The organism is Vreelandella neptunia (assembly GCF_022489065.1).
GTDB classification, from domain to species: Bacteria; Pseudomonadota; Gammaproteobacteria; order Pseudomonadales; family Halomonadaceae; genus Vreelandella; species Vreelandella neptunia_A.
Genome location: NZ_JAKVTW010000010.1, coordinates 129,299 through 153,117 on the forward strand (window position 1 = coordinate 129,299; position 23,819 = coordinate 153,117).

Annotated in this window: 26 protein-coding genes and 2 pseudogenes; 18 read left to right on the forward strand and 10 right to left on the reverse strand. The window is 50.2% G+C overall.

The window, feature by feature from the left end; translation table 11 throughout:
* The first annotated feature begins 11 nt into the window (after positions 1-11).
* From ccoO to fnr, 10 genes are all read left to right on the forward strand, one after another.
* Positions 12-620 (forward strand): cytochrome-c oxidase, cbb3-type subunit II, encoded by a 609-nt coding sequence (ccoO, locus tag MLE19_RS14110; RefSeq protein WP_240718805.1) that lies wholly within the window; start codon positions 12-14, stop codon positions 618-620.
* Between the two features lie 3 nt (positions 621-623).
* A complete protein-coding gene (locus MLE19_RS14115) occupies positions 624-848 on the forward strand; it encodes a cbb3-type cytochrome oxidase subunit 3 (RefSeq protein ID WP_240718806.1) in 225 nt (74 codons plus the stop codon).
* Positions 845-1,774, forward strand: a complete 930-nt coding sequence (gene ccoP / locus MLE19_RS14120; RefSeq protein ID WP_240718807.1) for a cytochrome-c oxidase, cbb3-type subunit III — start codon at positions 845-847, stop codon at positions 1,772-1,774. Before MLE19_RS14115 ends, ccoP begins: the two co-directional genes overlap by 4 nt.
* Before the next feature lie 199 nt (positions 1,775-1,973).
* The gene (ccoG, locus tag MLE19_RS14125; RefSeq protein WP_240718808.1) at positions 1,974-3,413 is read left to right on the forward strand and encodes a cytochrome c oxidase accessory protein CcoG; all 1,440 of its coding nucleotides are present in this window, start codon (positions 1,974-1,976) and stop codon (positions 3,411-3,413) included.
* Between the two features lie 6 nt (positions 3,414-3,419).
* The gene (locus MLE19_RS14130; protein WP_240718809.1) at positions 3,420-3,959 is read left to right on the forward strand and encodes a FixH family protein; all 540 of its coding nucleotides are present in this window, start codon (positions 3,420-3,422) and stop codon (positions 3,957-3,959) included.
* Positions 3,956-6,430, forward strand: coding sequence for a heavy metal translocating P-type ATPase (locus MLE19_RS14135; protein WP_240718810.1), 2,475 nt, complete (start codon positions 3,956-3,958; stop codon positions 6,428-6,430). The genes MLE19_RS14130 and MLE19_RS14135 overlap by 4 nt, the downstream gene beginning before the upstream one ends.
* Entirely contained in the window at positions 6,427-6,672 is a 246-nt protein-coding gene (ccoS, locus tag MLE19_RS14140; protein ID WP_240718811.1) for a cbb3-type cytochrome oxidase assembly protein CcoS, read from the forward strand. Before MLE19_RS14135 ends, ccoS begins: the two co-directional genes overlap by 4 nt.
* Complete coding sequence (locus tag MLE19_RS14145; RefSeq protein WP_240718812.1) at positions 6,669-7,364, forward strand: sulfite exporter TauE/SafE family protein; 696 nt, start codon at positions 6,669-6,671, stop codon at positions 7,362-7,364. Before ccoS ends, MLE19_RS14145 begins: the two co-directional genes overlap by 4 nt.
* An 88-nt stretch (positions 7,365-7,452) precedes the next feature.
* Positions 7,453-8,865, forward strand: a complete 1,413-nt coding sequence (gene hemN, locus MLE19_RS14150; RefSeq protein ID WP_240718813.1) for an oxygen-independent coproporphyrinogen III oxidase — start codon at positions 7,453-7,455, stop codon at positions 8,863-8,865.
* A gap of 84 nt (positions 8,866-8,949) precedes the next feature.
* A complete protein-coding gene (gene fnr, locus MLE19_RS14155) occupies positions 8,950-9,696 on the forward strand; it encodes a fumarate/nitrate reduction transcriptional regulator Fnr (protein WP_240718814.1) in 747 nt (248 codons plus the stop codon).
* Here fnr and ttcA (MLE19_RS14160) read toward each other — a convergent pair.
* Together ttcA (MLE19_RS14160) and ttcA (MLE19_RS14165) are read right to left on the reverse strand one after the other, a co-directional pair.
* A pseudogene (ttcA, locus tag MLE19_RS14160) lies at positions 9,689-10,396 on the reverse strand (tRNA 2-thiocytidine(32) synthetase TtcA); the annotation flags it as partial. The gene fnr and the pseudogene ttcA (MLE19_RS14160) sit on opposite strands and share 8 nt — an antisense overlap.
* A 206-nt stretch (positions 10,397-10,602) precedes the next feature.
* Positions 10,603-11,469, reverse strand: a complete 867-nt coding sequence (gene ttcA / locus MLE19_RS14165) for a tRNA 2-thiocytidine(32) synthetase TtcA (protein WP_133729746.1) — start codon at positions 11,467-11,469, stop codon at positions 10,603-10,605.
* Positions 11,470-12,118: 649 nt separating this feature from the next.
* On the opposite strand from ttcA (MLE19_RS14165), the gene MLE19_RS14170 reads away from it, so the two are divergent.
* The gene (locus MLE19_RS14170) at positions 12,119-12,490 is read left to right on the forward strand and encodes a transposase (protein WP_133729745.1); all 372 of its coding nucleotides are present in this window, start codon (positions 12,119-12,121) and stop codon (positions 12,488-12,490) included.
* Positions 12,491-12,882: 392 nt separating this feature from the next.
* Here MLE19_RS14170 and MLE19_RS14175 read toward each other — a convergent pair whose 3' ends face one another.
* From MLE19_RS14175 to MLE19_RS14185, 3 genes are all read right to left on the reverse strand, one after another.
* Positions 12,883-13,827 carry a retron St85 family RNA-directed DNA polymerase gene (locus tag MLE19_RS14175; protein WP_133729743.1) on the reverse strand — a complete coding sequence of 315 codons (945 nt, stop codon included), beginning with the start codon at positions 13,825-13,827 and terminating at the stop codon, positions 12,883-12,885.
* 8 nt (positions 13,828-13,835) lie between these two features.
* Entirely contained in the window at positions 13,836-14,201 is a 366-nt protein-coding gene (locus tag MLE19_RS14180) for a hypothetical protein (protein WP_240718815.1), read from the reverse strand.
* Between the two features lie 194 nt (positions 14,202-14,395).
* Complete coding sequence (locus MLE19_RS14185) at positions 14,396-14,899, reverse strand: hypothetical protein (protein ID WP_240718816.1); 504 nt, start codon at positions 14,897-14,899, stop codon at positions 14,396-14,398.
* A gap of 676 nt (positions 14,900-15,575) precedes the next feature.
* Between MLE19_RS14185 and MLE19_RS23225 the strand changes: the two genes are divergently transcribed.
* Both MLE19_RS23225 and MLE19_RS23035 read left to right on the forward strand, forming a co-directional pair.
* Complete coding sequence (locus tag MLE19_RS23225) at positions 15,576-15,848, forward strand: hypothetical protein (RefSeq protein ID WP_425356814.1); 273 nt, start codon at positions 15,576-15,578, stop codon at positions 15,846-15,848.
* A gap of 76 nt (positions 15,849-15,924) precedes the next feature.
* Positions 15,925-16,272, forward strand: a complete 348-nt coding sequence (locus MLE19_RS23035; protein ID WP_276322455.1) for an IS66 family transposase — start codon at positions 15,925-15,927, stop codon at positions 16,270-16,272.
* 339 nt (positions 16,273-16,611) lie between these two features.
* Here the strand turns inward: MLE19_RS23035 and MLE19_RS14195 are convergent, their stop codons facing one another.
* Both MLE19_RS14195 and MLE19_RS14200 read right to left on the reverse strand, forming a co-directional pair.
* A complete protein-coding gene (locus MLE19_RS14195; RefSeq protein WP_133729741.1) occupies positions 16,612-17,994 on the reverse strand; it encodes a DEAD/DEAH box helicase in 1,383 nt (460 codons plus the stop codon).
* Complete coding sequence (locus MLE19_RS14200; RefSeq protein ID WP_133729740.1) at positions 17,991-18,605, reverse strand: hypothetical protein; 615 nt, start codon at positions 18,603-18,605, stop codon at positions 17,991-17,993. The genes MLE19_RS14195 and MLE19_RS14200 overlap by 4 nt, the downstream gene beginning before the upstream one ends.
* 101 nt (positions 18,606-18,706) lie before the next feature.
* Here MLE19_RS14200 and MLE19_RS14205 point away from each other — a divergent pair, with 101 nt between their 5' ends.
* Complete coding sequence (locus MLE19_RS14205) at positions 18,707-18,928, forward strand: helix-turn-helix domain-containing protein (protein WP_133729739.1); 222 nt, start codon at positions 18,707-18,709, stop codon at positions 18,926-18,928.
* 237 nt (positions 18,929-19,165) lie between these two features.
* Here the strand turns inward: MLE19_RS14205 and MLE19_RS14210 are convergent, their stop codons facing one another.
* Together MLE19_RS14210 and MLE19_RS14215 are read right to left on the reverse strand one after the other, a co-directional pair.
* A complete protein-coding gene (locus MLE19_RS14210) occupies positions 19,166-19,591 on the reverse strand; it encodes a hypothetical protein (RefSeq protein ID WP_166650312.1) in 426 nt (141 codons plus the stop codon).
* Between the two features lie 276 nt (positions 19,592-19,867).
* Positions 19,868-20,524 (reverse strand): SOS response-associated peptidase, encoded by a 657-nt coding sequence (locus tag MLE19_RS14215; RefSeq protein ID WP_133729737.1) that lies wholly within the window; start codon positions 20,522-20,524, stop codon positions 19,868-19,870.
* A gap of 427 nt (positions 20,525-20,951) precedes the next feature.
* Here MLE19_RS14215 and MLE19_RS14220 point away from each other — a divergent pair, with 427 nt between their 5' ends.
* The 3 genes and pseudogenes from MLE19_RS14220 to MLE19_RS23150 all read left to right on the forward strand — a co-directional run bounded on the left by MLE19_RS14220 (position 20,952) and on the right by MLE19_RS23150 (position 22,672).
* Positions 20,952-21,401: a LexA family protein gene (locus tag MLE19_RS14220; RefSeq protein WP_240718818.1), complete on the forward strand. Its 450-nt coding sequence runs from the start codon at positions 20,952-20,954 to the stop codon at positions 21,399-21,401.
* Positions 21,398-21,829, forward strand: a pseudogene (locus MLE19_RS23145) (Y-family DNA polymerase); the annotation flags it as partial. The gene MLE19_RS14220 and the pseudogene MLE19_RS23145, both read left to right, overlap by 4 nt.
* 54 nt (positions 21,830-21,883) lie before the next feature.
* The gene (locus tag MLE19_RS23150; RefSeq protein WP_306420918.1) at positions 21,884-22,672 is read left to right on the forward strand and encodes a DUF4113 domain-containing protein; all 789 of its coding nucleotides are present in this window, start codon (positions 21,884-21,886) and stop codon (positions 22,670-22,672) included.
* A 415-nt stretch (positions 22,673-23,087) separates the two neighbouring features.
* Here the strand turns inward: MLE19_RS23150 and MLE19_RS14230 are convergent, their stop codons facing one another.
* Positions 23,088-23,315 carry a hypothetical protein gene (locus tag MLE19_RS14230; protein ID WP_133729734.1) on the reverse strand — a complete coding sequence of 76 codons (228 nt, stop codon included), beginning with the start codon at positions 23,313-23,315 and terminating at the stop codon, positions 23,088-23,090.
* 105 nt (positions 23,316-23,420) lie between these two features.
* On the opposite strand from MLE19_RS14230, the gene MLE19_RS14235 reads away from it, so the two are divergent.
* Positions 23,421-23,687: a hypothetical protein gene (locus MLE19_RS14235; protein ID WP_133729733.1), complete on the forward strand. Its 267-nt coding sequence runs from the start codon at positions 23,421-23,423 to the stop codon at positions 23,685-23,687.
* Positions 23,688-23,819 lie beyond the last annotated feature (132 nt).

The following is a 23,819-nucleotide window of genomic DNA, read 5'->3' on the forward strand; positions in this document are numbered from 1 at the left end:
AGTTGAGACCAATGAAACACGAGATTGTCGAAAAGAACGTTGGCCTACTTGCCGTATTGATCCTTGTCGTGATCAGTTTCGCCGGCTTGGCTGAGGTCGTTCCGCTGTTTTTCCAGAAGCAGACCACCGAGCCCGTTGAAGGCTTGGAACCACTGTCGGCTCTGGAGCTGGAAGGCCGTGACATCTACCGCCGCGAAGGCTGCGTGGGCTGTCACTCACAAATGGTGCGCCCTTTCCGCGCTGAAACCGAGCGCTACGGACACTACAACGTGGCTGGCGAGCAGGTGTATGAGCACAACTTCCTGTGGGGCTCCAAACGTACTGGGCCGGATCTAGCGCGCGTGGGCGGCCGCTACAGCGACGACTGGCACCGTGCTCACCTCTACAACCCACGGGATGTAGTGCCTGAGTCGATTATGCCGGCTTACCCCTGGCTGTTTGAAAACACCCTCGATGGTGACGCCACTCCCCGTAAGATGCGCACGCTGCGTCAATTGGGTGTGCCGTATACCGACGAAGATATCGCCAACGCTACTGCAGATGTACGCGGCACCCAGGAAATTACCGCCTTGGTCGCGTATTTACAGCAGCTCGGAACCGTGCTCGAGGGTACTCGTTAAGCTATGGATACGGGAACTTTTCGCGGACTCATGACGCTGATCTTGATTTTCGCTTTTATCGGCATCGCCCTCTGGGCGTACTCCAAGCGACGCAAGCCAGATTTCGACGAAGCGGCCAATTTGCCCTTTGCCGACGACGATGAGCTACCGACCAGTGACAAGCATGCATCGCGTGAACGCGACAGCGAAGCGCATTCCCGCAAAGACAGGGGAGATAAGAAGTTATGAATAATTTATGGGGTGACTCCCTATCCGGCTTCTGGAGCGCCTGGATCATTATCATCACGCTCGGCACGATTGCCCTGAGCGTCTGGATACTGCTTGCCAACCGCCGCACCGATAAAACACCTGACGCAGAGGGAAATGTAGAAACTACCGGCCACGCCGCCGACGGCATTGAAGAGTACGACAACCCGCTGCCTAAATGGTGGTTCCAGCTGTTTATCCTGACGGTGGTTTTTGCGCTGGGCTACTTGGTGCTTTACCCCGGCCTTGGCAACTACGCGGGCGTGCTGGGCTGGACCCAAGAGGGTCAATGGGAAGAGGAAGTTGCCCAGGCTGAAGAGCGCTTCACCCCGATCTTTGCCCAGTACCAGGAAATACCTATCCCGGAACTCGCCGAAGATTCTGAAGCGATGCAGGTCGCAGAGCGTATATTTCAGAATAACTGCGCAGTGTGTCATGGCTCCAACGCTCAAGGGGGCTACGGCTTCCCCAACTTGACCGATGACGACTGGTTATACGGTGGCGAGCCCGACAACATCGTACAAACACTGACCAACGGACGTAATGGCAATATGCCTGCCTGGCAGCAATTGGGGCAGAACAATATTGAGAACCTGACTCAGTATGTGCTCTCTCTCTCCGAAGAAGAGCATGACGCTGAGCGTGCCGCCAGCGGTGAAAGCACGTTTATGGCCGTGTGCGCCGCCTGCCATGGCCCTAGCGGCACCGGCAATACGGCGCTTGGTGCGCCTAACTTGACCGATAACATCTGGCTCTATTTGGCGCCTGGTCAAGAAGTGGGTGACTCCATTCGTCAAACGCTACGCAATGGTCGTAACGGCCATATGCCTGCACAAGCGGCGTATATTGGTGAAGAGCGCGTTCACTTGGTCGCCGCCTACGTGTATAGCCTGCGCTTAACAGACTAACCCGCCTGCTTCCAGGCAACGACAAGCGATTCAACAACGCTTAATAGACAAGGGTGCGGCCCCAAACCGCACCCTTTCTTTATGCACAACCCGATACAATATCAGCCAAGCACTGCGTCTGAATAAGCGCCCATTTAGACGGAGCAGTGACTGGGTACTGGGTACAGCCTCTCCTGCCTTCTGAGCCGGGAATACCGCCATGGAAAAGATACCAAGCCTCGATGTCACACCGAATCCGGTGAGGCATCACACACCTCCGCACGAACCGGTTACTCAGGAAATGTACGCCAAACGGCGGCACATTTATGTGCGCGAAATTAAAGGTATTTTCCAGAAAGTGCGGCGCAGCGCTAATTGGGCGCTGATGCTGATGTTTTTTCTGTTGCCCTGGATCAACGTCGGTGACCGGCCGCTGATTCTGTTTGACCTGCCTAATCGCGAATTCCATATCTTTAGCGCCACGTTTTATCCGCAGGAGTTCATCCTGCTGTCGTGGCTGCTGATCATTTGCGCCTTTGGACTATTTTTCATTACCGTTTTTGCGGGCCGGGTGTGGTGCGGCTACACTTGCCCACAAAGCGTTTGGACGTTTCTGTTCATCTGGCTTGAACACCGCATTGAAGGTTCGCGCAATCGACGTATCAAGCTCGACAACCAGCCGATGACGGCCGATAAAGCCTGGCGCAAAGGGGCCAAACACACCGCTTGGCTGCTGATTGCGCTTGCTACCGGCATCACCTTTGTAGGTTATTTCACGCCCATTCGTGCACTAGTGGCAGAGCTGCCCACCCTTGAAGCCCACGGGTGGTCCTACTTTTGGGTTGGCTTTTTCTTGGTCTTCACCTACCTGAACGCGGGCTGGCTGCGCGAGCAGGTGTGTATTTATATGTGCCCCTATGCACGCTTTCAATCAGTGATGTTTGACCGCGACACGTTGATTGTCTCTTACGATGAATCCCGCGGTGAACCCCGCGGCCATCGCCCCAAAAACCTCAGCCATTTAGAGGCCCGTGAAGCGGGTTACGGCGACTGTATCGATTGCGATCTATGCGTGCAGGTTTGCCCCACCGGTATCGATATTCGTGATGGCCTGCAGTATGAGTGCATCACTTGTGCTGCCTGTATCGACGCCTGCGATAGCGTGATGGACAAGATGGGCTACCCCCGGGGCTTGGTGCGCTACACTACCGAAAACGCCCTGGAGGACAAAAAGAGCCGTATCATGCGTCCCCGCTTGATAGCCTACTTTGCGGCGTTGGTAATGATGATCGGCACCTTTGCCTGGGCCATTAATGATCGCATGCCGCTCAATTTTGACGCTGAGCGCGAGCGCACCGAGCTATATCAAGTCACCCGCGACGGTCTGATTAGTAATGTTTTCACGCTGACCATTCGTAATCTTGATGATCAGGATCACACTTACCAGTTGAGCGTGTCTGGGTTGCCCAGCTTAGCCCTGGATAGCGATATGATTAACGTGCCTGCGGGAGAGTCGCGCCTGGAAGTCGTCACGGTGACGGCTAACCCTGACGATCTACAGCAACCCAGCCACGATATTGTATTCTCGCTGCAGGCTCAGCAAGACGACCGTATTCGCCTTGATCGCGATGCCCGCTTTATAGGCGATATTAGGAGATAAGCCATTATGTCATCCCCCTTGTTACCCGCTAGCGAAAAGGTAACGCCTTGGTATAAACAGTTCTGGCCGTGGTTTTTAATCGGCATTCTCTGCTCTTCGATTATTGTCAGTACCGGCTTTGCCGTGATGTCGGTTAAGAGCTTTGACGGCATGGTCGTTCAGGAGGATTACTACGAGCATGGTAAGGCTATCAATATGGTGCTTGCCAAGCAGGAGCAGGCACGCGAACTGCACTTGAGCGCCGATTTACGCCTGGATCCGTTGACCAGCGATATCGTGGTTGATTTAAGCGGCGACGCGCGCCCCGACGCGCTCTATTTAGACCTTATTTTCCCCACGGAAGATAACCGTGACCAATCGTTTGTGCTTGAGCATGTACGTGATGGGCGCTATATCACCCAAGGCCCCGATAATCTGCGTTACCGTTGGTACCTACAGATTCAGCCTGCGCTAGAAGATGCCGATTGGCGCCTTACCGGTGAGGCTACTTTCCCCAGTGAAAACAGTGTTTCGCTGTTGCCGGGAGGGCGTCCAGAAAGCGAATGAGCGATGTAACGCCTGCCACTCCCTGCTACCACTGCGGTAACCCGGTGCCCGCCGCGGCGCCTTGGGCCATTACCCTGGATGATCACACCCACCCGCTTTGCTGCCCCGGCTGCGAAGCGGTAGCTCATGCGATCGTCGACGGTGGCTTGGAGAGTTATTACCGCTACCGAACCGAACTCCCTGAACGCCCGGATGAACGCCAAGCCGCCAAAGCGGATACGTGGTCGGTGTTTGATGACCCCGGCCTGCAGGCGCAGTTTGTTCACCCCGATGGCGATGAGGGCAATGTCAAAGCGACCCTCACCATTGAAGGCATTACCTGTGCTGCCTGTGCATGGCTGATCGAACACCGCTTGAACGCCCTCACTGGGATTGCCTCCAGCGCGGTGAATTTAACTCACCATCGTCTGCGCGTGAGCTGGGATCCCCAGCAGTTGAAGCTATCGCAACTGCTGGCCGAATTAGCAGCGATTGGCTACGAAGCCCAACCTTACGAGCCAGACCAGGCCCAAACGCGCATGCAGCACGAAGAGCGCATGAACGTGCGTCGGCTGATTATTGCCGCGGTCGGCATGATGCAAGTGATGATGTTCTCGATCCCGATCTACGTCTCCGGCCCCGGTGAAATCAGCGACGACTTCTACGCGCTGTTTCACTGGCTGTCGTTTGCGCTGGCAACGCCGGTGGTATTTTTCTCCGCTCAGCCGTTTTTCCGTAACGCCTTGCGCGACCTGCGCACTGGTGTGCTGGGCATGGATGTGCCGGTATCATTGGCCATTGGCGGCGCTTATCTCGCTAGCAGCTATGCGGTGCTGTTTGACGTGGGCGAGGTCTATTTTGACTCGGTCGCCATGTTCACCTTCTTCTTGCTGTTTGGGCGCTACGTAGAAGGCCGCGCCAGGCGCCGCAGCGGGCATAGCGGCAATGCGCTAAGCGGCGTACTGCCGATCTCGGCCACGCGGCTGGAAAGTGACGGCAGCGAACGTATCCTACCCGCTAGTGAACTCACGCCCGGTGACCGCGTACTGATCAAGCCTGGTCACGGCGTGCCCGCCGACGGGGTGATTGAAGAGGGCGAATCGAGCCTGGATGAATCCATGCTGACCGGCGAGTATCTGCCGGTCACCCGACGTGTAGGCGACCTGATTACCGGCGGCAGCCAAAACATGGAAAATCCGCTGGTGATCAGGGTCACCCACGCCGGGCGCGATGCTCGCGTGGCGGGTATTGTCGATCTCACCGACCGCGCTTTTGCCAGCCGCCCGCGATTAGCTCAGATGGCGGCGCGCATGGCCCATCTGTTTGTACTGCGCCTGCTAATAGTGACGGCTTGCGTAACGATTGCCTGGTGGTTTATCGATCCTTCGCGAATGCTCTGGGTGCTGCTTTCAGTACTGGTAGTGACCTGCCCTTGTGCACTGGCGCTGGCCACCCCCGCGGCCTTGACCGCAGGCCATGGACAACTGCGCAAGCGCGGCGTGTTGATTACCCGCGCCGATGCCATGGAGACGCTCTCTAACGTTACCCGGGTGATATTTGATAAAACCGGCACGCTAACTCGCGGCGAAATGCACCTGACCCAGACCCAGCCATTCGGTGAATTAACCGCCGAGCGTGCCCAGGCGATTGCAGCGGCGCTCGAAGCCCACTCAGAGCACCCTATCGCCCGTGCCTTCCGGCCGTTTCGGGATGCAACGCTTCAGGCAAAAGATATTCATAGCCATACCGGGCAAGGGCTAGAGGGGAACTTAAACGGCGCACGTTGGCGGTTGGGCAAGCCCCAGTTTGCAATAGATAGCGCAATGGATGGCGCCAAGAATAACCCGATAGCCGCACCCGACAGGGGACAGTGGCTGCTGCTGAGCGAAAACGGCGAACCCCGCGCCTGGTTTGGTCTACACGATGGTGTGCGTGACGATGCCGCCGCCACAATCAAAGCCCTCCAGGCACAAGGTTTAAACGTAGAGCTCCTTTCCGGCGATACCGTTGATGCCGTGGAAAGTCTGGCCAACCAGCTCAACATTACGACCTGGCACGCAGGCACCAGCCCGGAGGGCAAGCTGGCCCGCATGAAAGCGCTGCAAGCCGCCGGTGAAACCGTGGTGATGATTGGTGACGGCATCAATGACGTGCCGGTATTAGCCGGTGCCGATGTGGCGATTGCGATGAACGGAGCGACGGATTTAGCCCGCACCCGCGCCGACGCAGTGCTGCTCAGCCCGCGCCTGATGCGGATTGCTGAGGCGATCGAGATTTCCCGCGCGACACGGCGTATCATGCGCCAGAATATGATTTGGTCAGTATGCTATAACTTTTCGGCGCTACCGCTGGCAGCAATGGGGCTGGTGCCGCCCTGGTTAGCGGCCATTGGTATGTCGCTCAGTTCATTAGTCGTCGTGGGTAATGCCCTGAGGCTATCACGCTGGCGACCCCGGCCCGCACTCGGCACCTCAACACCGGTAACCGCATGACAATTCTGTACCTGCTCATTCCGCTTTCGCTGATTCTGCTGGGCCTCGCCGTCTGGGCATTCTTCTGGGCGGTGAAAAATGATCAGTTCGACGATCTGGAAGGTCCGGCGCACCGCATTCTGTTTGATGAGGATGAGAACGATCTGAGCCTGGAGCAGCGCCAACAGCGTCAGCAAGCGAAGCAGAAATCGTCTGCATCACCAGCGTCAAACAAACCCGACGACCAAGAGCCCCGGCCATGAATCCAACGGGCCTCGACCTGCCGCCACTGCTGGCAGCGTTTGTATTTGGCTTGATGGGCGGCGCCCACTGTATCGGCATGTGCGGCGGCATTATGAGCGCGCTCACCTTTGCAGTGCCCCCTAGCATGCGCCATCCCGCGCGCATGGGGGGCCTGCTGCTTAGCTACAATGCTGGCCGTATTATTAGCTATATGAGCGCAGGCGCGCTGGTGGCGCTGCTAGGCACGCTGTTTTCGCTCTCGGCCACGGCGCGACTGCTGCTGCAGGTATTTGCCGCGCTGATGCTGATTTTAATGGCGCTCTATATCGCTAACTGGTGGAAAGGCTTGCTCAAGGTGGAAGCGGTTGGCCGCCGTTTATGGCGCTTCATTGAGCCCGTGGGGCGGCGCTTAATGCCTGTGGTGCATATCCCCCAAGCTTTTGCCCTGGGCGCACTTTGGGGTTGGTTACCCTGCGGGCTGGTGTATTCCATGCTGGCCTGGAGCTTGGCAATTGCCGACCCACTGCAAGGCGCTTTACTAATGGGTGCCTTTGGGCTGGGCACCCTGCCAGCACTGCTTGCCACCGGCCTTGCCGCGCGCCAGCTCAGCCATTTGATTCGCCACCCGGCGACGCGCAGCGTCGCGGCGTTGACGATTATCGCCTTTGCGCTTTGGCAGCTCTGGACGCTTACCGCACACAATCTTCATTAGCATGACGTAGCTCAACGTTTACCGCCGACCCGCGCGCTAGGCTGACGCTAGTTTGAAATCGTCACCCTCAACGCTGGAGCGACCCTAAATGCCCGTTCATGCCCCCGCTGCTGCCGCAGCCCCCATGCAGACGGTGTGGGATGAAGCCCTACTGCGCCGCTACGATACCAGCGGCCCGCGTTACACGTCCTACCCGACGGCACTGTCGTTTCACGACCAATTTAACCAGAGCGATTTCACTCAGGCGTTAGTTCGCAGCAACGCTAGCCAACGCCCTCTTTCACTGTATGTGCATATCCCCTTCTGCCGTAAAATTTGCTTTTACTGCGCGTGCAATAAAATCGCCACCAAGAACACCGCCCTGGCTGAACCCTATTTAAGCCGGCTTGATCGCGAGATGGTGCTCACTTCACGCCACCTGGATACCACAAGGCCCGTGGAGCAGTTGCACTGGGGCGGCGGTACGCCAACGTTTCTTAACTTGAACCAAATGGGCGATCTGATTGACCGTTTGGATGCGCGGCTTGGTCTCTCGTCATCTCCTGGTCGCGATTACGCGATTGAGATCGACCCACGCGAAGCGGACGTGTTTACCCTGCGCCACCTTCAGTCGCTCGGCTTTAATCGCATCAGTTTGGGAGTACAGGACTTAAACCCGCTGGTGCAAAAAGCGATTAACCGCATTCAGCCTCGAGTACTGACTGAAACGCTGATGGATGAGGCGCACCGTTTAGGCTTTCGGTCGCTCAACCTTGATTTAATTTACGGTTTGCCCTTTCAAACAGAGAAAAGCTTTGCAGATACCCTGCGTCAGGTGATTGAACTCAATCCTGCGCGGCTTTCTGTGTTTAACTACGCACACCTGCCCGAGCGCTTTGCTCCTCAGCGGCGTATCAATGCCGATGACTTGCCGGGTGGCGAAGAGAAGCTGGCCATTCTGCACACCACCATTGATATGCTCACCGCAGCTGACTATGTGCATATCGGTATGGATCACTTTGCCCGCCCTGATGACAGCTTGGCCGTTGCCCAGCGCGAAGGGTCTCTCCAGCGCAATTTTCAAGGCTACTCCAGCCACGCCCAGTGCGACTTAATTGGGCTTGGCGTATCGGCGATTTCTCGCATAGATGATGTGTATGCGCAAAATCCTAGCGATCTGGCCAGCTACGAGGCGGCGCTGGATCAGGGCAAGCTCGCTACCGTGCGCGGGTTACGCTTAAGTCACGATGACTTAATCCGTCGCGACGTTATTGAGCACCTGATGTGCGATATGCGCATTGATCTTGCTGAGCTTAGCCAGCGTTGGAATATTGATGCCCCGCGCTATTTTGAGGCGGCACTTGAACATTTGCAGAGTGCTGAACAGGATGGCCTGTTAATCCGTAGCGGCGATCAACTTAGCGCCACCCCCATGGGCCGGCTGTTGATTCGCCATTTAGCCATGGCGTTTGATGCCCACCTGCCGCAGCAGCCGGGCCAGAGCTACTCAAAGATTGTGTAATCAACCTGTCGCTGGTGAGGTGACGCTTCCATAATAATGTAAGTAACACCTCAGTAAAATAAGACCTACCTCAAGGAGCTATGCATGCTAGAACCCATGAGCCGCCGACGCTCGCTACTCCATGAAACTCGCTGCCAAACCTGTAGTTTGAGTTCCCTGTGCTTGCCGCTTGCCCTTGAGTTAGAAGACATGGGGCAGTTCGATGCGATTATTCGTCGCCGCGCACCGCTAAAAAAAGGCGAACCGCTCTTCCGCCAGGGCGACACCTTTACCAGCGTTTATGCCGTACGTTCGGGTAGTTTGAAACAGGTCACAGCAGAAGGGAATGGCGGCGAACAGTTGACCAACTTCTACCTGCCCAGTGAACTGGTGGGGTTGGATGGCATTGACGAAGAGCGCTATCCCGGCAGCGTTATCGCCCTGGAAACGACCACCATTTGCGAAATTCCCTTTGATCGTTTGGATTTACTCTCGGAAGAGCTGCCCGAACTACGCGGACAGCTCTATCGCAGCATGAGTAAGGAGCTGCGCGACGATAGGCGCATGATGCGGCTGCTGTCACGTAAGACCGCCGACCAGCGGTTAGCCAGCTTTTTAATTACCCTTTCGGATCGCTTTCGTCGCCGAGGCTACTCGCCTTATAGCTTCCGCCTCTCAATGCCCAGAGCCGATATCGGCAACTATTTAGGCTTAGCGGTGGAAACCGTCAGCCGGATTTTAAGCCGCTTTCAGCAGCAGAACGTGGTGGCGGTTTCAGGTCGAGAGGTCAATATCCTTGATATGCAGCGCTTAATCACGCTCGCTGAGGAAGAGCCGCAGACGGCTAGCTGACGTTAAACGCCTGGATACGCCCGGCCAGCAGTTCTGCCTGTTTGGCCTCTAAGCCTTCAAAATCGAACTGGCGGCGGTCTGCCAACTGAGAAGGGGCAATATTCGTCACGGCTTTGAACATACTTTCCAAGCGGCCCGGGAATTTTTTATCCCATTCGGCGAGCATCTCTTTTACCACCTGGCGCTGCATATTGGGCTGGGAGCCGCATAGATTGCAGGGAATAATCGGGAATTCCATCAGTCGAGAGAACTCGGCAATATCTGCTTCTTTGCAGTAAGCCAGCGGACGAATGACGATATTTTTGCCGTCATCGGAGAGCAGTTTTGGCGGCATTGCTTTCAGGTTGCCACCAAAGAACATATTCAAAAACAGCGTTTCAAGGATATCTTCGCGGTGATGGCCCAAAGCAATCTTGTTGGCGCCGATCTCTTCGGCGAAGCCATACAGCGAGCCACGGCGCAGACGTGAACAGAGCGCACAGGTGGTTTTGCCTTCCGGCGTTTTTTCCTTCACCACCGAATAGGTATCACGCTCGACAATGTGATACTCCACGCCCTGCTTATCCAGATACGCAGGCAGCACGTGCTCGGGAAAGCCCGGCTGCTTCTGATCTAAGTTGACCGCGACCAGCGAAAAATTGACCGGCGCATTGCGCTGCAAGTTGCGCAAAATCTCCAGCATTGTGTAGCTATCTTTGCCTTATATGCTATAAAATCACCATAACAAGCGAGTGAGTGAGTGAGTAAAATCCCTGTAGCACCCCATTATTTTTCTATAATTTAAGAAATATACGCGCAATTTTTTTACAATATTTTTTATTTCTGTAAAAAATAATCATAAAAAGCACTAAACAAACAAATAACGGCCAAAGATCTCCAAGCTGTACCACGGGATTCTTTACAAATTTATAGGTTGATTGCCTCAATGAAATTGGTCGAAGACACCTCCACGGCCTTGCCATGGTCTTGGCTGACTTCTCTAGACCTATCAATTTCGAGTTTATTAAAGTCGAAGAGCACTTGGTCAGCTAACTGACTCGGACTGACGTTCTGGATGCCGTTAAAGATGTTCTCTATACAGCCAGCTCTTTGTTTTTCCCAACCTGCCAACATATTTTTAATATTCTGTCTTTGTAGGTTTTCCTGTGAACCACAAAGGTTACACGGAATAATTGGGAATTCTACAATTGATGCCAGCTTGGCAATATCTTTTTCACGACAATAAGAAAGAGGCCTTATAACAATATTTCTACGATCATCACTTAGCAGTTTAGGAGGCATTGCCTTTAACTTACCATTGAAAAACATATTTAAGAACAGAGTTTCTACGATATCATCCATATGATGACCAAGAGCTATCTTTGTAGCCCCGATCTGCTCAGCAAACCCGTAGAGAGAACCTCTCCTAAGCCTTGAACAAAGTGAACAAGTAGTTTTACCTTCAGGAGTTTTTTCTTTAACAATTGAGTAAGTATCTTTATCAATAATATAATAGTCAATACCGTTGTTTTCAAAAAACTCTGGGAGAACATGCTCTGGAAAACCGGGCTGTTTTTGATCGAGATTGACAGCGACTACGTCAAACTTAATTGGAGCAACTCTCTTCAAATATAACAGAGTATCAAGCATTACAAACGAATCTTTACCACCGCTTATGGCAGCCATTATTTTGTCGCCATCCTCAATCATTGAATAATCACAAACAGCTCTTCCAGCATTAGCTCTTATTTTTTTATAAAGCTTGTTCAAATCATGTTTCTCTTTCGGATTCATAAAAAAACCTTCATAATAATTAATCGAAAAGCTACTTTCAAAACCAAACAGAATAAGTTACATCTCAACAAACCAAAACATATTTACTAGTAGCATTCTAAAACAGATGACATCAATTTTCGATAGCAGAATTCTGACTTTCAGTGAAGGGAGCAACTTCACAAATTTCTCATCTAGCTGACGCTTCAGGCGTGTGCATGTTTTCGCTAATGTCCACTTCGCACTCAGAAGCTTCTTGCTTCTGTTACGCTTTGGAATGCCACTGATAGAGTGGCTAGAATGAAAGACTACTTGTTTGATCTCGAAGAGCAATGGCTTTTGTTACGAACCATACCGGTGAAAGACTCATGGTGCGCCTCTTCACAAACGTGCCACAATCACGCATGCCAACCGGACACAAATACAGCGATCAACGGAATTAGACGATATTGAGTCGATGCGATAACATCCACCCCGAGACCGCCAGTTCGCAAGTGGCGTTACCGAGATACCGTCGAAGATGCCCGCAAGCGCAACCTATTCAGTTGAAGGACATCCAGGCACGATACCAGCAAAAAACCGAGAAATGCGCCTGTACTTTGACGATCAAGCGCATCTGGCGATCCCTCAAAGGCCAGCGTAACGAGATAGACTTCGCAATACACAAAGCTTGCTGGGTGAGCTTCAGTGCTGGGAAGATCGGGGCAAGAAGGGTCTATACTATTTTGATGATTCAGACTTTGCCCAGTCCTTCATCTTACCTAACTCCTGGAGCCTTATCGGCCAACCTAAAGGAATGCAGACCTACCCACATAGTCTGCGCCTTAACGCCCTTGGCTTCTTAAGTCGTCAGGGCAAGCTGATCTACCATTTGACGATGACGACCAACTCCAGCGAGGTGGTCATTGCGGCCTTTGACCGCTTATTTGCCCAGAAGTCGCTAGGTGCTTTTGCCATCGTAGTGCTGGACAATGCCAGTGTCCATCGCTCCAAGGCTTTCCGACGTAAAAGCTGGATTGTATATCGCATCGTGTCTATTTAATCAATCTATCAGCTTATTCGCTGAAGATAGTTTTAACTTATATTCTCTGGCGCCAGATCAAGTATAAGTGGCTGCCTTTGACCGCTTACGAAAGCTTCTCGTACATGAAAGACCATGTCCATAAAGTTTTCTCAGTCCACGACTTATAAGTATGAGGCTCTAAAACCGGCTTCACCCCATGACCTATTGTCTCTCCCGAACGCTTACGGTTCTGCCTACGCGGCTTTTCTTCATGCAATGCTATTTATCTACTGCTAAGTAGTATTGCAGGGCATGTAGGTTTGTGCGCTTTTGCTCGATTATATGTCTATAAAAGTAATGAAAAAGCCTTCTCACATAGTGGAGCAATAAAGGTCCTAAAACTTTTAATATATAATAAAAGTAGAATTTAACTAGATTTCTGGATCTTCATCTGATTCTTTCTTTAAGTTTAAGCCAGCAACATTACCATATTTTTCAATCATTTTCCGCTTAAAGCCTGGCTCGATGTGCTCAATAAATGCAATCAATCCATTCAGCTCGCTGAGGTTATGTTGTTTTAATCCTTCAGACATGTGCTTATATATCATGGATTTTACAAAACGCTTTCTCCTTCTCCCTACAGAAAGAGTCTTTTGGCAAGTTATGGTCACGCCGGTGATTGAAACCCAGTCTTTTTTTGAGACAGACACCCTTTTAGAAATATTGAGTTCAAGTTTAGGGTAATTCATATCATAAATTATTTTTAATATCCTCTCTTCGATTAAGTGCCCCATGTTCTTTTGCTTAGTAGAGAAAGTTAAATCGTCAGCATATCTGGTATAAGTTACATTGTTTTCATTGCACCAGCTTGTTACCTTTTCATCAAAGTCGTATAGAATAACGTTTGATACTTTGGGAGAGCTAGGAGCTCCAATGCTAAGACAAAGAGAATCTTCATGTTTAATGCATAAAATTCTCACTAAATCAGTCAAATCTTTACTATTTAATTTGATTCCTTTATCAGATAAAAATTGGACAATATCTTCGCTTTTAATCGAGTGGAAAAAATCTTTAAAATCAAGCTTTATAAAATAATCGTTATTTACATGCCTGTTTGCGTTTTCTTTAATGCTTGAACCTGGCTCGTAAGCCGTAGATGATGGGTGTACTTTTAACTTAGAAAAAACTGCATCTAAGGCCCACCGCTGTAATGCCTTAATTTCTCTGGCGGGTTGATGGATCTTTCTGTGCCCACCATTTTTTTTCTTAATTCTATAACCCTTATAAGACACAGGAGCCCTTGAAATCAGAATAGCTACCTCTGTATCTGATAAAGCAAATTGTTTTTTGATAATTTCTCTGAGTTTATTTTCCATAATAGCTCCTAAAAGAAATTATCTGTAGTAGTGTTATCGCCGTATACTTCATTAATAATTCTTAATTTTGTTTTGCTTGCTTTGTCCGTCTCACAAGTTTCTTCGTAATATTCTTTAATCTCACTCATTATTCTATTCTTATCATGTTTCTTATTTTCTTTATAAGAAAACCTTACTCTTCCAATTGAACCAATATCGTCATCTAAATGATAGAATCGGTTACTTCCAATTGTTTTAAGCTTTAAAAAGTCTAGCTCTCTCATAAGCATAAAAAATTGTTTTACATCCTGTTTGTTAAAAACATCTTCTAACAGGTGTACGTTTAGATATTCTACTGCCTCGTATATTTCTTTAGTTGAGACAACTCGATACATATGTATCGTCTCTGCGAGAAAAGAAAAAAAATGCGTTTTGTTCTTTATGTCAAACTTGCATGATTTTATTTTTAATTTTTCCTCAATGAATGAGTTTGTTTCTTCAAATACTTCTTGGGCTATTTCATGATCAATAAGAATGGGATTTTCAGCTCCGTGAATATTTTCCTTGTAACTATTTATTGGAAAGAACTTTACAGCTTGCTCATTTGAACTTCTAATATAGTCGAAAACACCCTTATTAATAAAAGATGGAGTCTGCGAGAACTGGGAGTTTGCAATAATAAGAAGCTTGTCTTTGTTAAGCTTATCTGCAGAAAAATGCCCAGCTCGACGAGAGAGCCTGGGGTTTCTGTAATAATTACAATAACTGTAGAAAGGTGAGAGAATGCGACCTCAAATTCAAGAAGGTCTTTAAATACATTACCATCTTGCCAGTTTTTTAGTTGCTCTGGAATGAATAGCAAGTATTTTTGTATATACTGATTATAGAGGCTGATCAAGCACTCTCTAAGTGAAGCAAAGGTTCGAGTTGAGATTGCTTCGTAGGTTACGGTAGGATAATTTTCTCTCTTTTCCCCACCACAGAAAATTACTATAGGCCGTACAGGGTAGGCCAAACGGGTGTTTTCTAGATTTATAGCATCTAAATGATCAATAAAAAAATCGAAAAAATCCTTTTTTTTATTACTTTTCATATCAGCTTATATAAAAATAAAGCATGCTAAATAAGCATGCCTTTGAAAATTTAAACCAAATGATAGTTATGTCCTCTTACCAAGATGCAGCCGCATGTCTTGCTGTGTGGCTTGCTGCATGGGGTTCCGCAGCAAGCCACACAGCAAGACATGCGGATTAAATATACCCAATTTCATTTGAGCCTGGCTATACACCCGGCAAATACTGAACGCGTAAAAGGTGAACCCATTGTAGAGGCAGTCCCGTGATCGTGTCACGAGAATTTCAATTAGGTACACACTTAACCTAGTGGGCAGCCGGGTAACTTTAGATGATGCTAACCTAACCGAGAGATGTGTTTTTTGGTATACGTGAAGGTGCTTTTTATTTCATTATATTTAATTATTTACATATATATCAGTCGCTTACAATTTTTAGTACTCTACCAAGTACACCAAAATTAAATCAGTAACTTAGCGTTTTTTTGGATTGTTCTCGCTAATCATTCTGTATTTCGTCCCCTCAAAAAATGCTCTCTTCAAAAGTTATAAGTGGCCGGATGATCGCTATAAAGGGCGTCAAGATAGCCCGCCCCCCGCGAAGCTGCTGCCCAAAAGCAATACCACCGCCACGCTGCTCGCCTATGTCGCGACCGCCAAGTACTAGGATGCGCTACCGCTTCATTGGCAGAATCAGATCTTTGCCCGCCATGGCGCTAAGACCCCACGTAATACCTTGGCCAGCTGGATTGGATACATAGACCCGCTGATTGAGGCATTACGCCAGCATCTGCTGACCGCTCTCCCTGCTCCATATCGACGAGACGACGCTCCAGGTCAACCAAGAACTCGATCGTCCGGCCAATGCTTCTTCTTACATGTGGGTCCAGCGCGGGGAGCCGCTGGCCAGCAAGTCGTTCTGTTCGATTATGCCACCAGTCGCGCCGGATGGCCGCCCGTTGACCTGTAGGGTAACTATGCGGGGCGCTTAATCACCTATGGCTATGAAGGCTACGTCGAGGTCGTGCGTCGCAATGGGATCACCCATGCGGGTTGCGGGCGCATGCACGAGTAAGTTCGTCGAGGCCCAGAAAGTGCAGCATAAAGGCCAAAACGGCAAAGCGGACTGGACGCTGAACCAGATCCGAAAGCTGTATGGGGTGGAAAAACAAGCCAAGGCGCTTGCGTCCAACGCGCTGCGTGACCAGAAAAACCGTCCATTAATCGATCAACTACGTACTTGGTTCGACAAGTCACTGTCCCAGGTGCTACCCAAAAGTGAGCTGGGTAAAGCCCTGCACTACCTGGATAACCAGTGGCCGCGCCTGACCCGGTTCCTGGACGATGGCCTGATCCAGAAAAAATATTTGGCGGAGAACGCCGTCCGTTCGTAATCATCCGTAAAAACTGGCGGCTCAGTCACACCCGAGCGGCGCTCACGCCAGCGCGGCCATCTACAGCCTGATCGAAACAAACCAAGGCCAACGGTCTCTTGCCCTATGACTACTTGCAGTATACGTCTTCCGACGCTGCTCACCCTCAACTCTGTTGAGCTCAACATGCTGTTGCCCTGGCAGTGGAAAGAAACATTACCGACCTAAACGAAGCCCGCATAGATCTGGTTAGTAGATCGCTTACGCTACGACAGAGATTAGCGGGTTACTTTGTATAGGTACTTAGAATTGGGTCAAAAGGTACACTTTTTGGCCCACAAAATCTTACAGAGTCAGAGTCTATATAAGAGACAAAAGATGTTGGCGGTAATATTCCGAGAAGCTTAGCGTTAGCAGGGGAGGCTCAAGAGACAGTATCTCACGCTCATTAATGTTTTCTGCAGATAACGGTGGACCATTATCTGCAGCTGACTCTCCCTTTTTAGTGCTGCTCATTTGATTGGAACGCGCTTGCTCCAATCTTAGGTTCAGCTTTTGGGTTTGAAGCATTGCCTGATCTTCGGGCAAATCATCAGCAATTCGCTGCGAGTATTTACGTAGTAGCGGCTCGGCGATCACATAGAGCCATGCTGTTACATCTGAGTCGCCCATTTTGCGTAAAATGCGCCCTAAAACCTGCCGGTAATGCAGCTCTGTTCGAATCCTGCTCAGGTACGCACAAACGCATAACCGTTGGATATCAGTTCCTTCGGAAATCATGCTTACCGCGACAATCCAGCGCGTACTGTTATATCGGAATTGGTCAATTAGTTGATGCGCCTTCGGTGTTTGGCTAGTCACCACCACATAACTTTCCCCCTTATGAAGCAAAAGCTCAGCGATTTGATGCGCATGTTCAATGTCAGTAGCAACGACTAGACCGCCAGCATTAGGCACGCTGTTCCGCTCTTTGTTGAGTCGGCCAATGCCTAGGTCTAGCACCGCATTCAGGATGTCGTCGTGTCGCAACAGGTCTTCGTAGCTGATTGGCGACTCACTAAGCAATTGTTGAAATGAGGAAAACGCTCTTACCGATGCTGTGCTCTCGTTTTCTTCGGTCAAGCGGATCAGTGGGTTATCGATGAGCGTAATTCGTGGTGAGCGACATACACCGTCTTGAATGGCGGTTTTAAGGTCATAACGGTAATCGCAAATGAGTTTGCCTTCTGGATCGCTGTAGCGAGCTAATGCGATAGGTAACTCATCCGAACGCCAGGGCGTTCCTGACAGCGCTAACGTGTAAGTGGCCGCATTTTGGATACGCTGAATAATTTGCTGGCCCCACGTGTTGCTTAGGAGCGGATCATGACCTGCACAGTGATGGATCTCATCGAAAATGGTCAATGTGCGATATTCTGTAAATAACGCCCAAAATTCCTCAGGGTGATATTCCATAGACTGGTAGGTGTAGGCAGCCCCTACTGATGCAAGCGTATCGCCAAACCGCTGATTTAATACGACAGTAAAGGTGCGCTGGATGCCAGCCACCACTTCTCTCGTTGGCGCAAAGCAGATAACAAAATCAATATGTCCTTCTTCAAGGAGCCATCGCGTCATTTCAGCTGCCAGCCGGGTTTTTCCGCTCGCAGGTGTTGCTTGCACGAAAAAGTCGCTATGGAGTAAGTAGTGAACCTTCGCTAGCTCCAAGCACTCTACTTGCCATCTCCGCAGCCTCGTGCTCATGTACCCCCCAGCCGATGTAAAGATTTTTCTAGCGCACGCACTCGGCCCATTAAGCGTGCGCTCCGGTCATAAGCATCACGATGATCAACCACGATACTCGGCTTGAGATCGGGGTATTCATCCATAAGCTCACGGAACGCCTCGACTTCACCCAGTGTAGAAAGGAATTCACTTTGCGTTTCCTTTAACACTTTCTCCAGGGCATATTGGCTCGAAGCCTTCCTAGCACTGGGGCTCTGTTCACTACTACTTTCGTCATTTCGAATACCTGTTGTATCCGTTGTTTCATTAGCTGTTTGCGACACGAGCCGCTGGTGCCATGCTTCAAAGCTTTCTCCCTCCAAGCACAAACTCGCTTCTCTTATTGAAGGCAAAACAAAATAGAGCTGATCGCGTTTGCGCTTTTCACGGTCTTTCTCCACCAAACCAGCGGTGATTAGCTTTTTAATTCTTTCGTAGATAAAACGTCGCAGAGCAACTCGTTGCTCTGCTGCTATGCCATGTTGGTATACGTATTGGTCACGGAGGCTGCGTATCGTGAATTGAGCGTTATCAGTTTCTAAAAGGAGCTCGAAAATGCGCTCCTCAATCGAAGGAGGGGTACCCGACATGACCATCACCGTAGGAGAGGTAAAAACGAAATGCGGATTATAGTCCGTGGCTAGATAGGCCGCAACGAAGGATAGTCCCGCCAAAAGGAAATGAGGCGGGTATGAATGAGTTAGCGAAGACGCTGGGAAGAAATATCAGGGAAAAACGAAAGAAGAAAGGGTACTCACAAGACGCCTTTGCCTTAGTTACTGGTATCGACCGCAGCTATATAGGAAGAGTTGAACGAGGAGAAGTTAATATCACCGTGGAAAAATTATATGAGATCGCTGCAGTGCTCCAATGCGAACCAGCATCTCTTCTGCCTGCTCAAACCACTCTGTGAAGGAAAGAGCACAAATCGGCCGAAGCAGAAAAATTAGTTAAAGCTGATCTAGACTCATTAGTAGATGAAAACCTTATCTAAACACTTTAATTCACCACTCACGTGATCCCCTTACACTACAAACATAAGATCAGGTGGTGTCTACAAATCTCGGGGCAGTTCAGAGCTCCGATTATCTTTTTTGCTCGATTGAAGCGTGTCGATCGTTGTTGCCACTACACCATATTGTTCTGCTCACTATCCATGCGTGACCCCTCGCACCTCATCTAGAGCGGCATCAATAACGAGATCAGGGTCTGTAGCTATCAGATCCTGAGGTTTTAGCGCGCCGAGATAGCTGTTTATCGACTGGAACCAAAAGGCCATTCCCCATCCGTCTTTATCCTCTTTGAAGATGTCGATGATTTTCGACATGACGCTGTACGGTCGGTAACCAGCTTCTTTCTCAAGCCCAAACGCTGGGTAGTAATCGGTGCCATGGTCATTGATCGTAAAAATATCACCTTGTTGTATCCACTGAGAAGGTTGAGCACAGTCACTATGTGAGCTGACGCCTCGCAACTGTAGTATCTCATTGGCAGTTAACCAATCACCGCTTTCCATCACGGCTCGACGTGCTTTTGCTTCCATCTCTGCTTCGCACAAACTAGCTGGTGTGGTCATAGTCTTAGGCACCCTTATCTTGGGTATGTGCTCTGGTCCATTATTCTGGGGGCCTTGCTAATAAGTTAGCCATCGCGGAAGTGATCGTCGTGGTAATCGAGGCTAACCATGCATAAGCGGCCGATGATGGGTTACATCTAACTCCTTACGGTGTTCAACCTACCAGTGAGATAATTTTGTTGCCCCCTTACTCTGGATTTGTTCTTCCTTCCTGGGGTTGCAACCTAGCGGATAGATAAAAACGCTGGAAAACTGCCAATCTCAAGATCAGGAACGCTAGAGAGGATTGATCAGCTCGTCACCTTGTCCCTCTGAAGGTTTGTTGACAGCCGTGCTAACGGGCCAATGTTCGATCAGATCCGCATCGATATGCCCCACTAAATTGCGGATGGTTTCTTTATCCGTCAGGTCAGGGGCAAGCCAGGATTCGAGGCTATCGTCGTTCAGAATCAACGGCATCCTGTCGTGCACGTCGATGGAACTGCCCCGCGCCGGTTCGGTGAGAATGGCACACCCCAGACGTCCGTCCTCCCGCTTTGCGTAGATAGCAGCGAAGTACAAGGGCTCGCGATCCTGTCGGCACAGATAATGAGGCTGCTTAGGGGACGTGTTCTTGATCCATTCGTACCATCCGTCAGCGAGTACAAGGCATCGGTGCTTAGCAAAGGCCGATTTGAAAAAGTTATTCGTCGCAACGGTTTCTACCCGCGCATTTATGGGTTGCGTGCCTTTTCCTTTGGCCCACGATGGGCGAAATCCCCACCACATTTCCTCAAGCGTGGGAGCAGAGTCCTCAGACGCCTGCCGTATGCTCGCGATCCAGGTACCCGGCGCCACATTGTAGCGCGGTCCAATGTCGCGCTCAGACATAACCGCTCCGACTTTGTTGGTCAGCTGAGGTATCGGGGTGAATAAAGCAAATCGTCCGCACATAGCTGCAGGATAGACGAGAATTGGCCATCCAAGTCAGCCTACGCACCAAAATCGCGGTGCCCTCATCTAATCACCGTCAAAATAAGGTGGTGTTGCCAACACGACAAGACCAACGAATGAAGAAGAGTGCTTGCGATTCACTTGGCTGATCGCTTATTGTCTGCCCTTAATACTGTATATATTAACAGCCATATAGGGAGGCGCTTATGAGCAAGAAAACTTACCCACAGTCTGTGCAACGGCCATTCAGTAGTCCCCGTACTCTTCCAGTTATCGTTGGAGGACTTCCTCTTCAACCAGATGATTTGAGAGAGGAAGGTACGCAGTTGTGTGCGGATTGGGGGGCTGAACAAGACGCGCTGCTCGTACCGCTTGAAAACACTGAGGTGCCTCTACCAGGCACATGGCGAGCGATGGGGAGCATGGCATGAGTATGCATTTCACCATTCTTGGACGCGTAGATACTATGGCTCGACCGCTAAGGCTGCCTTTAGCTGGCGGTGAAGTACGCGCTGGTTTTCCCAGTCCTGCAGACGACTACATCGAGGTCGAATTAGACCTAATTGCCCATTTGATTAAGCACCCTAGTGCAACGTTCTTTCTACGAGCCAAAGGCACCTCCATGGAAGGTGATGGCATTAAAGATAATGCGTTGTTAATTGTCGACCGGTCTATCAATCCTCAGCCAGGGCATATCGTGATCATGAGCGTGGACGGCGAGCTGACGTGTAAAAAGCTAAGCATCATGGGCAGTCGGCCGTATTTGGTGGCCTCTAACCCAGAGTTTAAGCCCCTCCCTCTCACTGGGCATGATTGTCACAATTGGGGTGTGGCCACCTATAGCATCCAACCGCTAGCACCCGGTTTCACCGTATGATTGCCTTGGTCGACTGCAATAATTTCTATGTATCCTGCGAACGAGTCTTTGCTCCCAGGTTGGAAGGCCAAGCTGTCGGCGTTTTGTCGAATAACGACGGCTGCGTGGTCGCGCGTTCGCAAGAAATCAAAAACTTAGGTGTGGCAATGGGAATGCCTGCCCATCAGATTGATCCCCATATTCGCCGACAATGCACTTTGCTCAGCTCAAACTATGCCCTGTATGGTGATATGAGTGGCCGAGTAACAGACATCCTCTCACAGCACACGCCTCACGTTGATGTGTATAGCATCGACGAAGCATTTTTATCTTTTGAGGGCTTTGAGCCAGACACGTTAGAAGAACGATGCCAAGTGATGCGGCAGCAAGTTAGGCGGGATACAGGGATCCCAGTTAGCGTTGGCCTGAGCACTAGCAAAACGTTAGCAAAAATTGCCAATCATAGATCTAAAAAAGAAAGCGTGTTCAATGGCGTGGCCATTATGGATCCTAACAGCAGCGACACGCGGGCCTTCCTGGAGCAGCTTCCCCTAAATGAGATCTGGGGGGTGGCAGGACGCAGTGCTGCGCGGCTTCATACCCTCGGCATAGAGAATGCTTGGCAGCTACGTACCGCTAGCCCAAAGCATTTGCGGCGACATTTTAGTGTGGTCATGGAACGCTTGGTGTATGAGCTGAGGGGCGAAAACTGCATATCGCTCGACGACATGAGCCAGCCAAAACAACAGATCATGGTGTCCCGTTCCTTTGGTCGTCTCACGACGAACGAAACCGATCTGCGCGAAGCCCTACGCGTGCACGCTTCACGCGCTGGTGAGAAGCTACGACAACAAAACGGCTTAGCGCAGGCGATAATGGTGTTTGTTCACACCAATCGCTTTCGGCCAGATTTGCCGAGCTACAGCAAGCGTCTAGTGATACCGCTACCTCACCCCACCGATGACAGCCGCGAGCTCATCAAAGCCGCCATGGCGGGATTGGAAAGAATTTATAAAAAAGACATCTGGTACCAAAAATGCGGGATTATGCTGATGGATCTGTGTGACCATGACAATGAACAACTAGGGTTGCTCGCAGAGCCGGTCAGTGACGAAAAGCGTGCTCGTAATGAAAAATTAATGGCTACCCTCGACAAGATTAATCGTGAGCACGGAAAAAACACCGTCCGGATTGGTATGCCCCGCAAACAAAATGCTTGGGAGCTACGCTGCGAGCACCGGTCATCACGCTATACCACACGCTGGGACGAGCTGGCCGTCGCCAAAACCTAGTAAAGAGCAGCCATCCCTGGCACTCCTACCTCTTTTCACTACCAGTAATCACATCCCTGTTGTAACGCATTCGACATGCTTAAAGCGGCGATCGTGGGCGTCACACTTTCACCCTAGTCGTTATCAAGCCATTATTATGTAAGCGATTGACCTCAGCATTTGTAAGCAATGGCTTACAGCATTTAGATATGGGAGAAATATAGAAGCGAAACGGCATGGGGGTAGCAAACCAAATTGGTAGCAACTAGGCCAGTGGCCGATGCAGTATGCTCTGGTGGAAGGCAATAACACCCGATCTGATACACCATAAGTCGAGCCGTTGGCACGCGAAAGTTTCGGCTAAAACAGTAGTTCAAAAGCAGAAATGCTTGGCGAGTAGGAATCCGGGAAGCCTGAATGGCTTTGGGAGTGGGTCTCAGAACTCGTCTTCATTGATTAGCTCAAACACGCGACGTTTGGCATGGGTGACATCGCTCTTCGCTAGAACGTGCCAGTCATAACACTCGCTGCCAGGTATTGTTTCCTGGCCGACGGCGCAACGGTCGCGCTCATAGCGGTATCGCGTCCCGCTAGGCGACTGCCATTCGATTACGTTATCCCCGGTGAATACGGGTTTCAAATCACTGATTTTGCGGAGAGCCATGGCTAAAGGTTCAAGTTTGTAAGGGGATAGGCGTTTATAACGGTAAACGTATTTCACTGACGCTTATAACTCGATAAAGCAACAATTAACAACAGGAGAATGGCCATGATGCGACACGAAAATATCCTCGCTGCCCTAGGCGGCATGGAGTTAGATGAAGCCATTGAATGCACCCGCGACGCACTCGATCAACCATGGCAGCCCTCACAGTTGAGTGTTACCACTGCCAACAAAAGCATATACCTGTCACTTGAAGAAAAACATGCAATAGGGAAGGCAATTCGAAAAATGCTGGAAGATCGATTATCGGTGCTGGAAAACGAAGCGGAATGGTCAGACCTCATACGCAATTATACTTTCAAAGATAATTGAAGATAATTAAATAAGCTTAAATTAATTAATAAATTTCTTGTTCTAGTATTTAGTTAGCTAGCAAGAATAAGAGTAGCGCTGTACAACATAGGACTGTAACGCACTGCAAATGGAATGGGCATCTTAGAATAA

Coding starts and splice junctions, on each gene's coding strand:
- MLE19_RS23035 (WP_276322455.1), top strand. CDS start 15,925: ATGCGGGTTGCGGGCGCATGCACGAGTAAGTTCGTCGAGGCCCAGAAA.
- fnr (WP_240718814.1), top strand. CDS start 8,950: ATGCTAGAACCCATGAGCCGCCGACGCTCGCTACTCCATGAAACTCGC.
- MLE19_RS14180 (WP_240718815.1), bottom strand. CDS start 14,201: ATGTATCGAGTTGTCTCAACTAAAGAAATATACGAGGCAGTAGAATAT.
- MLE19_RS14130 (WP_240718809.1), top strand. CDS start 3,420: ATGTCATCCCCCTTGTTACCCGCTAGCGAAAAGGTAACGCCTTGGTAT.
- ccoO (WP_240718805.1), top strand. CDS start 12: ATGAAACACGAGATTGTCGAAAAGAACGTTGGCCTACTTGCCGTATTG.
- MLE19_RS14215 (WP_133729737.1), bottom strand. CDS start 20,524: ATGTGCGGACGATTTGCTTTATTCACCCCGATACCTCAGCTGACCAAC.
- MLE19_RS14115 (WP_240718806.1), top strand. CDS start 624: ATGGATACGGGAACTTTTCGCGGACTCATGACGCTGATCTTGATTTTC.
- MLE19_RS14210 (WP_166650312.1), bottom strand. CDS start 19,591: ATGACCACACCAGCTAGTTTGTGCGAAGCAGAGATGGAAGCAAAAGCA.
- hemN (WP_240718813.1), top strand. CDS start 7,453: ATGCCCGTTCATGCCCCCGCTGCTGCCGCAGCCCCCATGCAGACGGTG.
- ccoG (WP_240718808.1), top strand. CDS start 1,974: ATGGAAAAGATACCAAGCCTCGATGTCACACCGAATCCGGTGAGGCAT.
- MLE19_RS14195 (WP_133729741.1), bottom strand. CDS start 17,994: ATGAGCACGAGGCTGCGGAGATGGCAAGTAGAGTGCTTGGAGCTAGCG.
- ttcA (WP_133729746.1), bottom strand. CDS start 11,469: ATGAATCCGAAAGAGAAACATGATTTGAACAAGCTTTATAAAAAAATA.
- ccoS (WP_240718811.1), top strand. CDS start 6,427: ATGACAATTCTGTACCTGCTCATTCCGCTTTCGCTGATTCTGCTGGGC.
- MLE19_RS14185 (WP_240718816.1), bottom strand. CDS start 14,899: ATGAAAAGTAATAAAAAAAAGGATTTTTTCGATTTTTTTATTGATCAT.
- MLE19_RS14220 (WP_240718818.1), top strand. CDS start 20,952: ATGAGTATGCATTTCACCATTCTTGGACGCGTAGATACTATGGCTCGA.
- MLE19_RS14205 (WP_133729739.1), top strand. CDS start 18,707: ATGAATGAGTTAGCGAAGACGCTGGGAAGAAATATCAGGGAAAAACGA.
- MLE19_RS14235 (WP_133729733.1), top strand. CDS start 23,421: ATGATGCGACACGAAAATATCCTCGCTGCCCTAGGCGGCATGGAGTTA.
- MLE19_RS14135 (WP_240718810.1), top strand. CDS start 3,956: ATGAGCGATGTAACGCCTGCCACTCCCTGCTACCACTGCGGTAACCCG.
- MLE19_RS14175 (WP_133729743.1), bottom strand. CDS start 13,827: ATGGAAAATAAACTCAGAGAAATTATCAAAAAACAATTTGCTTTATCA.
- ccoP (WP_240718807.1), top strand. CDS start 845: ATGAATAATTTATGGGGTGACTCCCTATCCGGCTTCTGGAGCGCCTGG.
- MLE19_RS14145 (WP_240718812.1), top strand. CDS start 6,669: ATGAATCCAACGGGCCTCGACCTGCCGCCACTGCTGGCAGCGTTTGTA.
- MLE19_RS14200 (WP_133729740.1), bottom strand. CDS start 18,605: ATGTCGGGTACCCCTCCTTCGATTGAGGAGCGCATTTTCGAGCTCCTT.
- MLE19_RS14230 (WP_133729734.1), bottom strand. CDS start 23,315: ATGGCTCTCCGCAAAATCAGTGATTTGAAACCCGTATTCACCGGGGAT.
- MLE19_RS23150 (WP_306420918.1), top strand. CDS start 21,884: ATGGATCCTAACAGCAGCGACACGCGGGCCTTCCTGGAGCAGCTTCCC.